This is a genomic window from Ancylobacter dichloromethanicus, assembly GCF_018390645.1.
In the GTDB taxonomy this organism is placed as follows: domain Bacteria; phylum Pseudomonadota; class Alphaproteobacteria; order Rhizobiales; family Xanthobacteraceae; genus Ancylobacter; species Ancylobacter dichloromethanicus.
Map to the genome: position 1 here is coordinate 648,639 of NZ_JAHBGC010000020.1, position 12,809 is coordinate 661,447.

General features: G+C 68.6%; 13 protein-coding genes. 3 read left to right on the top strand and 10 right to left on the bottom strand.

All coding sequences use genetic code 11. The features are described 5' to 3' along the window. Positions 1-6: 6 nt before the first annotated feature. From KHC23_RS11780 to KHC23_RS11825, 10 genes are all read right to left on the bottom strand, one after another. Positions 7-996, bottom strand: coding sequence for a vWA domain-containing protein (locus tag KHC23_RS11780; RefSeq protein ID WP_213372671.1), 990 nt, complete (start codon positions 994-996; stop codon positions 7-9). Beyond that, positions 993-1,553 (bottom strand): hypothetical protein, encoded by a 561-nt coding sequence (locus KHC23_RS11785; RefSeq protein ID WP_213372673.1) that lies wholly within the window; start codon positions 1,551-1,553, stop codon positions 993-995. The genes KHC23_RS11780 and KHC23_RS11785 overlap by 4 nt, the downstream gene beginning before the upstream one ends. Next, the gene (locus KHC23_RS11790; protein ID WP_213372674.1) at positions 1,550-2,659 is read right to left on the bottom strand and encodes a vWA domain-containing protein; all 1,110 of its coding nucleotides are present in this window, start codon (positions 2,657-2,659) and stop codon (positions 1,550-1,552) included. The genes KHC23_RS11785 and KHC23_RS11790 overlap by 4 nt, the downstream gene beginning before the upstream one ends. After that, positions 2,656-3,591 carry a nonribosomal peptide synthetase MxaA gene (locus tag KHC23_RS11795; RefSeq protein ID WP_213372677.1) on the bottom strand — a complete coding sequence of 312 codons (936 nt, stop codon included), beginning with the start codon at positions 3,589-3,591 and terminating at the stop codon, positions 2,656-2,658. The genes KHC23_RS11790 and KHC23_RS11795 overlap by 4 nt, the downstream gene beginning before the upstream one ends. Next, a complete protein-coding gene (locus KHC23_RS11800) occupies positions 3,592-4,482 on the bottom strand; it encodes a DUF58 domain-containing protein (RefSeq protein ID WP_213372679.1) in 891 nt (296 codons plus the stop codon). After that, complete coding sequence (locus KHC23_RS11805) at positions 4,479-5,510, bottom strand: AAA family ATPase (protein WP_213372681.1); 1,032 nt, start codon at positions 5,508-5,510, stop codon at positions 4,479-4,481. The genes KHC23_RS11800 and KHC23_RS11805 overlap by 4 nt, the downstream gene beginning before the upstream one ends. Before the next feature lie 201 nt (positions 5,511-5,711). After that, the gene (locus KHC23_RS11810; RefSeq protein ID WP_373878508.1) at positions 5,712-5,960 is read right to left on the bottom strand and encodes a methanol dehydrogenase [cytochrome c] subunit; all 249 of its coding nucleotides are present in this window, start codon (positions 5,958-5,960) and stop codon (positions 5,712-5,714) included. A 114-nt stretch (positions 5,961-6,074) separates the two neighbouring features. Continuing rightward, the gene (moxG, locus tag KHC23_RS11815) at positions 6,075-6,668 is read right to left on the bottom strand and encodes a cytochrome c(L), periplasmic (protein WP_213372685.1); all 594 of its coding nucleotides are present in this window, start codon (positions 6,666-6,668) and stop codon (positions 6,075-6,077) included. 76 nt (positions 6,669-6,744) lie between these two features. Continuing rightward, positions 6,745-7,626, bottom strand: coding sequence for a methanol oxidation system protein MoxJ (gene moxJ, locus KHC23_RS11820; RefSeq protein ID WP_213372687.1), 882 nt, complete (start codon positions 7,624-7,626; stop codon positions 6,745-6,747). A gap of 195 nt (positions 7,627-7,821) precedes the next feature. Then, complete coding sequence (locus KHC23_RS11825; RefSeq protein WP_213372689.1) at positions 7,822-9,726, bottom strand: methanol/ethanol family PQQ-dependent dehydrogenase; 1,905 nt, start codon at positions 9,724-9,726, stop codon at positions 7,822-7,824. A 439-nt stretch (positions 9,727-10,165) separates the two neighbouring features. Here KHC23_RS11825 and KHC23_RS11830 point away from each other — a divergent pair, with 439 nt between their 5' ends. The 3 genes from KHC23_RS11830 to KHC23_RS11840 are packed head-to-tail and all read left to right on the top strand — an operon-like array spanning position 10,166 to position 12,797. Next, a complete protein-coding gene (locus KHC23_RS11830; RefSeq protein WP_213372691.1) occupies positions 10,166-10,693 on the top strand; it encodes a hypothetical protein in 528 nt (175 codons plus the stop codon). Further along, complete coding sequence (locus KHC23_RS11835; protein WP_213372693.1) at positions 10,690-12,138, top strand: ATP-binding protein; 1,449 nt, start codon at positions 10,690-10,692, stop codon at positions 12,136-12,138. Before KHC23_RS11830 ends, KHC23_RS11835 begins: the two co-directional genes overlap by 4 nt. Continuing rightward, the gene (locus KHC23_RS11840) at positions 12,135-12,797 is read left to right on the top strand and encodes a response regulator transcription factor (RefSeq protein ID WP_213372695.1); all 663 of its coding nucleotides are present in this window, start codon (positions 12,135-12,137) and stop codon (positions 12,795-12,797) included. The genes KHC23_RS11835 and KHC23_RS11840 overlap by 4 nt, the downstream gene beginning before the upstream one ends. Positions 12,798-12,809 lie beyond the last annotated feature (12 nt).

The following is a 12,809-nucleotide window of genomic DNA, read 5'->3' on the forward strand; positions in this document are numbered from 1 at the left end:
TTTCCTTTAGCGGGTGGGGAGCCGTTCCGGGCGCCGGGACGTGGTGGCGCCGAGCCCGAAGAGCAGCGCGAGGCAGAACAGCGCCAGTGCTGCGGGGATCGCGGCAATGTCGACACGCATCTCCACCGGACGGGCGCGGGTATCGGCCTCCACGGCCGCCAGCAGCCCGCCGCCGGAGCCGAGCGCGAGGAAGCCGAGCCCGGTCTGCGAGGCGAGCGCACGCAGATGCGCCTCGCGCATCGAGGAGAGATGTTCCGTGCCGGTGGCCGGCTCGCCGCCCCAGGGCGCGTTGCGCGGGTTCCAGCCGGCGCGCGAGGCGGCGTCCGCCGGCGGCGGCCCGATGCGGTTCTCCTGCGGCACGTCCTGCTCGGTGTAGAAGCCGACCTCGCGCCCGTCCTGGTCGAATTTCGGGATTGGCGAGGGGTCGCTGCCGCCCACGCCGACCAGCAGGCCGGCCACCTCGCCCGGCCTGCCGTCAAAGGCCGGGAGTTCGCCATTGGCGAGCGGGGGCGCCTCGTGGCCATCGGTCATGAAGACGAGATCGGCGTCGAGGCCGCCGGCCATGGCGAGCGCGCCATGCACACCGCGGGCGACATAGCTGTCGCCTTCCCAGGCCATGCGCCAGTCGAGACCGTCGAGCGAGCCGGCGATGGCGGCGAAATTCTCGCACACTTCGGCCGGCGCGAAGAGCAGGAAGCTGCGCCGCTCGGTGAAGATGCCGAGGCCCATCCGCGACCCGCAGGGGAGGCCGGCGAGAACATCACGCGCGCCGCGCTTCGCTGCCGCCAGACGGGTGGCCGGCGCGCCGGCAAGGGTGGCGTCGCGCACATTCATGCTGCCGGTCACGTCGACCACCAGCAGCAGGTCGCGCACATTACCGATGCGCACGATGCGCGGTGCGAACAGAGCGGCGAGAATGGCGACCAGTGCCACCAGCAGCAGCCAGAACCGCCAGTCGCGACCGAGGCCGCGGCTCTCGTGGCTCGCACTCCTCATGGCAGCCCCCTCGGCAGGCCGGGAAGGTCGGTCCACAGCTTCTTGGCGGCCTCAGGCGGGATCTCCTCGCCCTCGAGATCGATCTGGGGGAAATCGCGCACCAGCCGCATGGCGATATCGAGATTATACTTGCCGTCCCAGAAGCCGGGATCGAGGGTCAGCGCGCGACGGTAATTGTCCTTGGCCAGCCGCACCAATGGAATGGCCGGGTCGATCCGGTTCGATTCGAGCTGGTCGAAGGCCAGCCGCAGCCGGGCATTGGCCATGTCGTAAAGAGCGGCGACGGCGAGGCGACGGTCGTCGCCGGAGGCCAACTGGTTGAGCAGCGGCTGGGCCTCGTCGAGGCGGTCGCGGGTAGCGAGGAAATGCAGCCGGGCGAACAGCAGTTCCGGCGGGTCGTCGGTGCTGACCGCGAGGTCGTGTCCCGCGCCGAGCGAGGCGATCAGCGCGTTGTCGCGCTCGGCGACGAACAGCCGCGCGCCGAGCCACGCCGCCGCCGCGAGGCTGCTGGCGAACACCAGAAGGGTGACCAACAGCGCGAGGCGCTCTCTCCTCATGCGGCCCTCCTTGGGTCGGTGGCCGGCGCCGGACCGGCGGGCGATGGCTTGGCCGGGTTCGCGGCCGGTGTTGCCGAAGACGCCGCGGCGGGCCGAAGCCGCCGCTCGGCGAGCTTGGCCGCCAGCAGCAGCACGACGGCGAGGCCGGCGATCAGGAATGCCGGGTGGGCGAGGTCGCGGCGCGGGATGCGCTCGATGTAGCGGATCGGCTGGGTTTCCTGGCGGTCGATCTCGGTGATCGCCTCCGCCACCGCCTGCGGGCTGGTCGCCTCGAAGGCGCGGTAGGGCACGCCGAGGCTCTGCAGGAAGAGGTGCAGGTGGCGTTCCGGATTGGCCTGCGCGGTATCGTCGCCGGAGGCCGGCACGTCGTAGATGCCGCGCGCGCCGCGCGAGCGCAGGAACAGCCAGTAGAGATGCACCGGCGTGCGCGCCGCCGCGTCGCGCAACGCGTCCTGCACCCGGCGGTCGATCAGCGCCGCGCCGTCCGAGACCAGCAGAACCGCGCGGGAGGCTTCGGCGGTGTCGTCGGCGAAATAGGAAAAGGCGAGCGCCAGCCCGCGCCCGACATCGGTGAAGGCGAGGCCGGGCCGGTCGATGGCGTCGATCGCCGCCTGCACCACCTCGTGATGGTCGGTCAGCGGCAGCACCGGCATGGGCGAGGTCGAGAAGGCGGCGACCGCGATCCGGTCATGCGGGCGGCGGGCGACGAACTCCGCGAGCAGGCGCTTGGCGGCGGCCGATTTCGATTCCTGGTCGCCGGTCGGGGCGCGGTCGGCGAAGCTGTTGTCCATGCTGGAGGAACGGTCGAGCAGCAGCACCAGATGGGCGCCATTGCCCTCGCGTTGCACGCTCTGCTCGCGCCGATGCAGACCGGCAATGCCGAGGACCAGCGCCAGGATGGCGAAGGTACCGGCCGCCCGCAGCCCGGCCGCCATCGCCCGCGACAGCGGATCGTCCGGCACCAGGGTGGCCGAGGGGATGCCGCGGCGCCGGAAGGCGGTGGCGACCAGCGGCAGCAAGGCGAGCGGCAGCAGCCAGAGCAGCAGCGGATGGTCGACGCCCCAGCCGCGGCTCAGCCCCTCCCAGACGGCGAAGACGGCGGTCATAGCGTGCCCCGCTCAACGGCGCGGAGCCGGCGCGCGAGGGCGACGAGGTCGGCCGGCGGCAGGTCGCGCTGCGCCCCGGCGGGGTCGGCGCCGAAGAAGGCCCGGCGGGAGGCGTCGAACAGCCGCCTTATCTCCAACTCGGCGGAGCGGAAGGCCATGTGGCGCTCGAAAAAGCCCGGCAGGTCCTCGGCGAACACGCCGCGGCCGTCGGTGGCGTCGAAGGCGCGGTGCAGCATGCGCAGCGCACTGCCATAGCCGGACGCCGGGCTGCCCGGATCGCCGGCCGGAGCCCTGAGCGTCGCCGGGATCGCCCGTGCCGCCCGGGTGAAGGGGCGCGCCCGCCGCCGGCCGAACGGTCCCCAGCCCATCTGCCAGGCAAGCGCAAGGAAGGCCAGCAACGCCACGCCGAGCGCCGCCGCCAGGTTGCGCAGCAAAGCGGCGATGGGGATCGGGCCGGGCGAGATGTCGGGTCGCAGCACCATGGCCGGACCCGGGCCGGTGGCGACGATCTCGCGCAGCGGTGACATCAGGAACGACCAGGCCGGCACCTCCACCGGCACCCGCCTCTCGCCGTCGATGGCGAACAGCGACACGGCGGGAATGGTCATCCGGCGCGGCTCCAGCGGCGCGTAGAAGGTCTGGTAGACCAGATCGAGCGTGTAGCGGTGCACGCCATCGCGGACGCCATGATCGGCGAGGCGGGCTTGGCGCAGGTCGAGCCAGTAATCGAGCGCGCGTGGCTGCGGCAGCGAGGCGGGATCGAGCACGAAGGGCGCGTCCAGCGCCACTTCGGCGGTCAGGGTGAGCGTGTCGCCGATGACGTAGCCGAAGCCGCGCGGCGCGTAGAGATCAACCGAGCGCAGCTGCGCGGCGGCGGGAGCGGCCCCGGCCAGCAGAAGGAGAAGCGGAAGGATGCGCGCGAACCGCTCCATTCACCCCTCCATCAGCCGTTCGGCCAGCGCATCGGTGTCGAGGGTGTCCGTGAGATCGAACGGACGCAGGCCGCGACGGGCGAACAGCGCGCCCAGCGCCCGGCGCCGCTCGTGGGCCGCCTGCACCCAGCGGGCCCGCAGGGCGGGACGCATGAAGACGAGCCGCGCCGCCCCGGTCTCCAGGTCGCCCAGCTCGATCAGGCCCCAGCGCGGCAGGTTTTCCTCCACCGCGCCGTCGCGGACGATCACCGGGATCAGGTCATGCCGCCACAGCGCATCGAGAAGGCGGTCTATGTCGCCGGCCGGCATGAGGAAATCGGAGACGAGAAAGACCAGTGCCCGGCGCCCCGGCAGGCGTTCGGCGGCCTCGAACAGACCGGCCGCGCCGGCACCCTGCGGCCGGGCGGCGGCGAGGCGCTCATGCACCTCCTGCTCCAGCCCGCGCCGGCGCGAGAATGGCAGGCTTGCCGCTGCGTTCACTCCCGCGTCGCAGCCGAACAGGCCGAAGCTGTCGGCCGAGCGCACGGCGGAGAGCGCCAGCACCGCGCAAAGCTCCGCCACGCGCTGCGGCACCGTCTCGCCGAAACGCATCGAGCCGGACAGGTCGACCAGCGCGGCGACCGGCACCGTGCGGCGCGGCGCGAATTGGCGCACATGGAGCTCGCCATGGGGATCGCGCAGCGACACGCGCAGATCGATGCGACGCGGGTCGGGCTGGCGCAGCAGCGAGACATGGCGGCGGAACTCGCCCTCCGCGCCCTCGCCGCGCCCGGGATGGGCGCCGGGAAAGATGCCTTCCGGCCGCCAGCGCAGGCGGTAGGGCAGGGGGCGCAGCTCGGCGGGCCGCAACGTGCCGGCCGGCGGCGTCGGCGTGCCGGCGGGCGGCTTCATGGCGCGGGAACCCTCTCGAACACGCCGGCGATGAGGGCGGCGACGATCGGCTCGCGTCGCAGCTCATAGACCGGGTCGATGAAGATGCGATGGGCCATGACCTCGGGAAACACCGCGCGCAGATCTTCGGGCACCACCATGTCGCGGCCCTCCATCCAGGCGCGCACGCGGGCGGCCCGGACCAGGTAGCTCATGCCGCGCGGGGAGGCGCCGCCCTGCACCAGCCGGTCGATATCGACGCCGTCAATGGCGAGGCCGAGCGCGGCGGGATCGCGCACCCCCTCCCACAGCGCCAGGGTGTACTGCTCCAGCGCCGGGCTGGTGCGCACGCCGATCTGGATCGCGCGCGCCACCGTGCCGAGGGCCTCCGGGTCGAGCACACCGCTCTCGACATCCATCAGCAGCGTGTCGACATCGTGGAAGCGCGGATCGAACACCAGTTCGCGGCGCGCCTCGGTCTCTGCCGGCATGAGGACCTGGACCTCCATCAGGAACCGGTCGCGGGCGGCGGCGGGCAGTTCGAAGGTCTCCTCGCGTTCGACCCGGTTGCGGTCGGCGAAGACCTGCACATGAGGGAAGCGGTATTCGCGATTGAAGGCCGAGACCGAGCGTTCCGCCATCAGCCGCAGCAGCAGCGAGTGCACCTGCGGGCGGGCGCGGTTGATCTCGTTGAAGAAGAAGATGGAGAGATCCTCGCCCTGCCGCAGCAGCGGCCCGGGGTCGATGCGCGGCTTGCCGTCCTCGCCCAGATGGGCGTGATAGACGAGGTCGCCCGGCATCAGGTCGATGGTGCCCTCGATGCGCTCGAAGGCGCCGCCGATGGCCCGCGCCATGGCGCGCAGCAGCGTGGTCTTGCCGACACCGACATCGCCCTCCAGCAGCACATGGCCGCGGGCAAAGGTGGCGATGGTGAGCAGACGTATGACCCGTTCCTGCCCCAGCACCGCCTTTCCGATCTCGCGCTCGAAACGCAGCGCATGGGCGTGCCAGTCCGACAGCACGGAATCGGGATCGCGAACGAGATGCATCGGGAAGCCTTTCAGGCCGACAGGCGAGATGCCGCGTGTGCCGGAAAAGGGCGCGGCCCACGCGAACGGGACAAGCCCGTCCGGCGTTGGCCGCGCCAGTTGCCCACAAACCGGGCGGCTTGGCCCGGAGGATCGCGGGGCGGACAGGAGAATTGCGTCCGCCCGCAAGTGGGGTCTCGGAAAATAAAGCCGTGCCGAACGTCAGTTCGAGCTCGGGATCTTGCTCACGTCGTAGACCCACTTGCCGGTCTTCTCGAAATTGGCGACCCGCTGCGCGTTGCGGGCTTCCATCGCCTTGATCGATTCCGACTGCTTGTTCAGCTCCTTCGGATCATGCTTGGGGTCGTACTTGGAGCCGGCCACCTGTTCGGGGTAGCCGGGCTTGGCTTCCCAGCAATTGCCGGGCGCCCTGCAGTTGGTGCCGTCATAGGCGCTGGCGCCGCCGATCATGGCGAGGGACAGCGCGCCGGCGCCGGCAAGGGTCAAGGCGTAGGTGAAGCTGCGTTCGATGATGCTCATGTTCAGTCTCCTGGTCGTTTTCCACCCGTCTTCGACCGACGCGGCTCAGCCCGCCGGCCCGCCGCACGCCTCGGGCAGCTCTTCGGCTGGCTCGACATGCTTGGCGTTCGCGTCGAAGGGCTTGAACGTGCTGCGCTGCTCGTCGCTCAGCCACACGGCACCCTTCGGATCGTCCTTGTAGAGATGCCGGACCCAGGCCATGGCGAGCAGCATCTCGTTCATGTTGAGCGCGCCGTACATCGGGCCCATCTGGCCGTTGGCGCCGCCGAACACCGTCTCGAACAAGCCCTGGTCGGTTTCGTTCTTCGGATAGGTCCAGTAGGAATCGTTGAGGCCGGGGCCGATCTTGCCCTCGGCATAATGGCCATGGCAGCCCGAGCACATGGACAGGAAGATTTCATGCGCCTTGGGCAGGCAGACGGCATCCTCGTTGTAGATGTTCTTTCCCGTCTCCAGAAAGACCTTCACCGCCTTGGTGTCGCGGCCCTCTTCCGGCGCTTCGGAGAGGTCGAGCGGCTGCCCGGTGATGGTGTTGCTCAGCATGATCGCGGCACGGGCGCCGACCCCGAGCACGCCGGCCCCGAGGGCGCCGGCCAGCAGCAGGGCGGCCGCCTTCTTCGTGAAAATCGTCTTCGTCATCGAACCTTGTTCACAGCGAGAGATCGGGGGCGCACCAGCGGCCCGGCGGACACGGCCGGTGCGTCGGAAGGCGGCATCAGGTGTTGGGTTCAAGCAGCGGGATGCCTTCCTGCGTCAGGATCTGCTCGATCTGCGGACGCGCCTTCTGCAGCGCCTCGTTGATCTCCTTGAGCAGGGCCGGATCGTTCTTCCGCACACCGATCGCCTGGTCGTAATGCATCGGGATCGGCGTATCGTTGGGCCGGTCGATGTCTCGGGTGATGACCGTCATGCGCAGCGGCGTGGAGGAATTCTTCACATAGCGCGCCACCTCGGGCGCGAAGGCGATGCCGACATCGGCCTCGCCGGACGCGACCTCGGTCACGATGCGGTCGCCCGGCACCTGGATCCACTGGTTGCGGCGGGACTTGAAGTTCACCAGCGAGTACATGTAGGCCGCATTGTCCTCGAAGCGGCCGATGCGCTTGAGCATGGTCTCGGCGGGCGAGTAGAAGCGCACCGCGAAACGGGTCTGGTCCCTGATCTGCTGGTCTTCCCAGTCGCCGGTGGTGATGCCGCGCTCGGCCTTGGTCACCAGCACGTAAGAAGTACGGTAATAGGGCGTGGAGATGAGCACGCGCTCGTCGCCGACATCGACGCCCATCACCACGTCGCAATTGTTCTTGTCGAGCTGGTCGCGCACCAGATAGATGCCGGGCTGGTCGCTGCGCACGAATACCACCTTGCGGCCCATGGCCTGCGCCAGGACGGTGGCGATGCGGTCCTCGAAGCCGGTGGAATCGGGAGCGGAGAACGGGGCCTCGGCATTGGACGCGCAGATGCGCAATTCATCGGGGTTGCGGCCCCCGGCCTTGTCCGCCTCGACGGTCGCGGCGTCCGCGTGCCCGGCGAAGGCGAAACCGGAAAGAGCGAGCCCGGCGGCAATGGCGAGCCGGCTGACGACCTGTCGCGTGGACATTTTGGGTCCTCCTGGACGAGATTTTTCTAGTTCGAGAGATCGTGCGGGGTAGGGGAGGCACGCTGCCATCAGGCGCGCGCCGCCCCTTCCGCCTGGCATCCGGCAGGAGCCGAACAGTCAGCTGCCGGACAATCGGCCTTCGGAGACAGCGCCGCCCGCCGCGCCAGGCGCGGCAGGCGGCGCGTCTGGCGGGTGTCAGCCGCCGCCCTGCATCACGTCCGTCGAGTACTCGCCGACGTTCGGATCGCTGTAGGGGCCGTCGCCATTGAGCGAGAACACCATCACGCCACCACCCATCTGGGTGTAGTGCTGGAGCTGCTTGAAGGCGCCCACCGAGCCGAGGCCGGCGGTCGGGTCGTTGAGGTCGAACACCAGGCCGACACCCGGCCAGCCGCCGACGCCGTAATAGATGGCGACGTACTGCTTGCCGTCACGGGTGTAGGTCATCGGGTGGCCGATAACGCCGGAGGGAAGCTTGAACTTCCACAGCAGTTCACCGGTGTCGCTGTCGCGCGCCTTGATGAAGCCGTCCAGCGTGCCGTAGAACATCACGCCGCCAGCGGTGGCGAGCGTGCCGCCCCAGGCCGCGAAACGTTCCATCACCTGCCACTTGAACTTGTTGTTGATGGCGTCATAGGCCTTCACCTGACCGAGACCTTCATAGGTCTGGCGGTCACCCTTCGGGCCCGGATACATCCACAGGGTCGCACCGACGAAGAACTGGCCGGCACGGTAGGGGAGCATGAAGGGCTCCCAGTCCATGCAGATGTGGTTGATGCCCATGAAGAAGGACTTGCGCTCCGGATCGTAGGAGTCATGTCCCTGGTTATGATAGCCCATCGCCGAGGGGCAGATGTCGCGGGCCTTGTGGTCCATGCGGGTCCCGTATTCCGGGTCGCGCTCGGGCAGGCCGGTCTTCAAATCGACCTTCTTCACCCAGTTGACCGTGTCGTCGATCTTGTCGGCCGAGACGAGGTCGCCATTGGTGCGGTCGAGCGAATAGACGATGCCGTTACGGTCGGGATGGGTGAGAAGCTTGCGCATCTTCCCTTCCTTGTCCTGTTGCTCGGAGAGCATCATGACGTTGACGCCGGCATAGTCCCATTCGTCGTGCGGGGTCTTCTGGTAGCCGAACTTGGCGTTACCGGTGTCGATGTCGCGACCCCAGATGGTCATCGTCCACTTGTTGTCGCCCGGACGCATTGTCTCGTTCCACGGCGCCGGGTTGCCCGAGCCGTAGTAGAACAGGTTGGTGTCCGGGTCGAAGGCATACCAGCCCCAGTTGGTGCCGCCGCCGATCTTCCAGGCCTCGCCTTCCCAGGTCGCCTTGCCGAGGCCCTTCTGGCCGTAATGCGGGTTGGCGCTGTTGAAGTCGTCGGCGAGGCGCACTTCCTCGTCCGGGCCGGTGGCATAGGCACGCCATTTCTGCGCGCCGGTGGCCATGTCGTAGGCGGTGACGTAGCCGCGCACGCCGAGCTCGGCGCCCGAGGAGCCGACCAGCACCGTGTCCTTCACCACATAGGGAGCGATGGTGAGCGTCGAGCCGACCTTGATGTCGGAGTTCTCAAGCTTCCAGAACTCCTCGCCAGTCTTGGCATCGAGGGCGACGACATGGCCGTCGAGCTGGGTCTTGACGATCAGCGGGCCGACCGTGCCATTGCCGGGCCAGTAGGCGAGGCCGCGGTTGACGACGTCGCAGCAGGCCACCACGCGGGCGGTCGGGTTCTGCTTCGGCTTGTGCTGCCACAGGATCTTGCCCGGATCGTCCAGCCCGACCGCGAAGGTCGTGTTGGGGAAGGGCGAGTGGATGTACATCACGCCGTCGACGACGAGGGGGGTGCCCTCATGGCCCGACAGCACGCCGGTGGAGAACGACCAGGCAGGACGAAGCTGCTTGACGTTCTCCTTGTTGATCTGGGTCGCCTCGCTGTAATTGTTGGCGCTGTAGTTCTTGCCGGTCATCGGCCAATTGTCGGTGCTTTTCGACAGCTCGACGAGCTTGTCGTTGGCAACCGCCGGCGCCGAGGCGCCGAAGCTCACCGCGGCCGCCAGAGCGGCGGCGACGGTGACCGCGGACACCGAAGAGTGCAGTCGGCTCATTGGGTATTCCCTCGCGTTTCCTAGTCCCAGGCCGTCCCGCTGCGCCCCGGCTTCGCCGTCGACGTGCGGGTCTCTTTTATCCCTCGCCGCCCCCGCTCATGGCAGGGCTCTTTCCATGAGAATATCTTGGGAGGTGGCGGAGAATTCTTATGATTTTTTAAGAGTATGCTTGTCGTGGGAGTATTGTTCGCTGTCTGCGGATTTATTGTCTTTAGGCAGAATGGAAATTCGGGGCAGGAACTTTTTCCCGATCACCAAGATAATTCTCAGCCGGCTCCCGGAAGCCTTGCCTAAGTCGATCAAAAAAGATTGTATATCAGCACGTTGAGGCGCATCATTCGCCAGTGGAGCGGCGCCGTGCCGGTCTTTCCCGCAGCGCTGGCGCCGGGGTGCCTGTGTGGTAGAGCGTTTGCGCTTCATAAGAAGTTTATAAGTATAGATGAGTACCTTGCCGTTGCCATTTCCTCGCCTGATGCTGGGCCTTGTCCTCGCCTTCGGCCTTGCCGGCTGTCCTGGCGAGAGCGGGCCGGAGCGGGGCGAGCGCGTCGTCGCGGCGGGCGAGGGCGCAGTGGCGGGCAAGACCTGGCTTCAGCCCACCGACGACACGGCACCGGAGCTGTGGCTGGCGAGCCGCGAGGCGGGAGCCGATGTCGCCGCGACGGACCCGGCCACCACAGCGTGGCGCGGCGTGCTCGACGGGGCCGATGAGCGTTTCGGCGAGACCAGCCGGATGATCGCCAACCGCGCGGTACAGCTGGAGACGATGCTGTCGGAGATCGGCATCCGCGAGTCGGCGCGGGAGATCATCGCCGATTTCTCCACGCTGGCGGCGAAAGGGTCGCGGGCCGGCTTCAGCGATCTGTGCCAGCACTATTACAATCTGCGGGTCCAGGGCATGGACCGGCCCGCCGCGCTGGCCGCGCTGCGCGCCGAGCCCGCCTCGAAAGCCGGAGACGCGACGCCATGAAAGCCTTGTTGCCCGGGACGACGCCCCGGACGGCCCGTTTCGGCCTGTGGCAGCGGCGCTCGCTGCGCTGGCAGGTGATGGCCGCCGTGGTCGCCATCAATCTATGCGCCGCGCTGGTCGCGGTGGTGGTCATCATCGCCAATGCCCGCCGCGCTACCGAGACCGAAATCCTGTCCTCGCTCGCCGTCGCCGAGCGCTTCGTGCAGGAAACGGTGGAGCGGCTCGCCAGTGCCGACGGTGCCGCCGGCTCGCTGACGCAACTGCCGCTGCACATCAGCGGGCTGCGCCATGTGCGCATCCGCATCGAGGACCGGGCCGGTAACGCGGTCGACATCGCCCCGGCGGACGACGAGGAGGAGGGGAGCGAAGGGGAGGTGCCGCCCTGGTTCGCCCGGCTGGTGACGGTGGAGCGTCAGGAAATGGTGATTCCCATCGTCGAGAACGGCGCGGCCGTGGGGCAGGTGCGTGTCGCTGGCGAGGCTTCCGACGAGATTGCTGAAGTGTGGGAGGACATGTCCGATCTCGCCCTGCTCGCGATTGCGGTCAACATCGCCATACTGGCGGCGCTCTATATCGTGCTCGGCCGACTGCTGATGCCGCTGCGCACGCTTTCGGCCGGCTTGCACGAGCTGGAGGCGGGGCGGTTCGAACACCGGCTGTCGCCGCCGCGCGTGCGCGAACTGGCGCTGATCGCCGACCGCTTCAACGCCCTCGGCGTGGCGCTGAAGGCGGCCGGCGACGACAATGCACGGCTGAACGAGCGGCTGGTAAGCGTGCAGGATGACGAGCGCCGGCAGATCGCCTCGGACCTTCACGACGAACTGGGCCCCTGCGTGTTCGGATTGCGCGCCAATCTCGAATCGATCGACCGCCTCGCCGCCCGCGCCGAGCCCACGCTGGCCCAGCGCATGGGTGAGCGCATCGCGACCATGACCGACATTCTCGACCGCATACAGGGGCTGAACCGGCGCCTGCTGCGCAAGATTCGTCCCATGGCGCTGGGCCATGTGCCACTGGCCGCGGTGATCGCCGACCTGGTGGCTGATTTCGAGAGCCACTCACCCGGCCGCCGCGTCGCGCTGGCGACGGAGGGCCTTGCCGAGCGCTATGGTGACAGTGTCGACATCACCATCTATCGCTGCATCCAGGAAGCGGTGACCAACGCGCTGCGCCATGGCGGCGCCCGCAACATCGCCATCACGCTGCGCGGCGCGCGCCTCGAGGGCCGGCTCGACCTGATCATCGAGGATGACGGCAGCGGCATCGCCGCCGGGGCGCCGCGCGGTTTCGGGCTGATCGGCATGGAGGAGCGTATCGGGGCCCTCGGCGGCGTCTGGCGTATCCTGCCGGCGACGCCTTCCGGCACCCGTATCGAGGTGTCGATTCCCGCCCACCCCTGCGAATTCGGCCTGTCGGCCGCTCCGGAAAGGCTTGCCGCCCAATGACCTGCGCGCTCGTGATCGACGACCATCCCATCGTGCTGCAGGGCTGCCGGCGGCTGCTGGAGGATGCGGGGGTGGAGCGCGTGCTGGAAGCCAGCACCGTGCTCGCCGGCTACCGGCTGTTCCGCCGCGAGAAGCCGGACGTGGTCATCGTCGACCTCGCCCTGCAGGGTAATGGCTTGAGCGGGCTGGTGCTGGTGCGCCGGCTGCGGATGCAGGATGCGCGCACGCCGATCCTCGTCTTCTCCATGCATGGCGATCCGGTCATCGCCAGCCGCGCACTGGAGGCCGGCGCCAATGGCTATGTGCTCAAGGACACCTCGTCCGGAGCGCTGCTGGAGGCCTTCGAGCGGGTGCGTCGCGGCCAGCCCTATATGAGCCACGACCTCGCCATGCAGGTGGCGATGCTCGGCTCACGCAAGACCGCGCCGCTGGCCGACATCACGCCGCGGGAGTTGCAGACGCTGTCGCTGCTCGCCGAGGGCAAGGACTACACTCACATCGCCGACGAGTTGGGGATCAGCTACAAGACGGTCGCCAACACCTGTTCGGCGCTCAAAGCCAAGCTTGGGGCGACCAGCCTGCCCGAACTGGTGCGCTGTTCGATCCAGTACCTCTCAACCTCGCCGGTCGGCGCGACCGGGCGGACACGGATGATGTGACGCCTCGCCCCT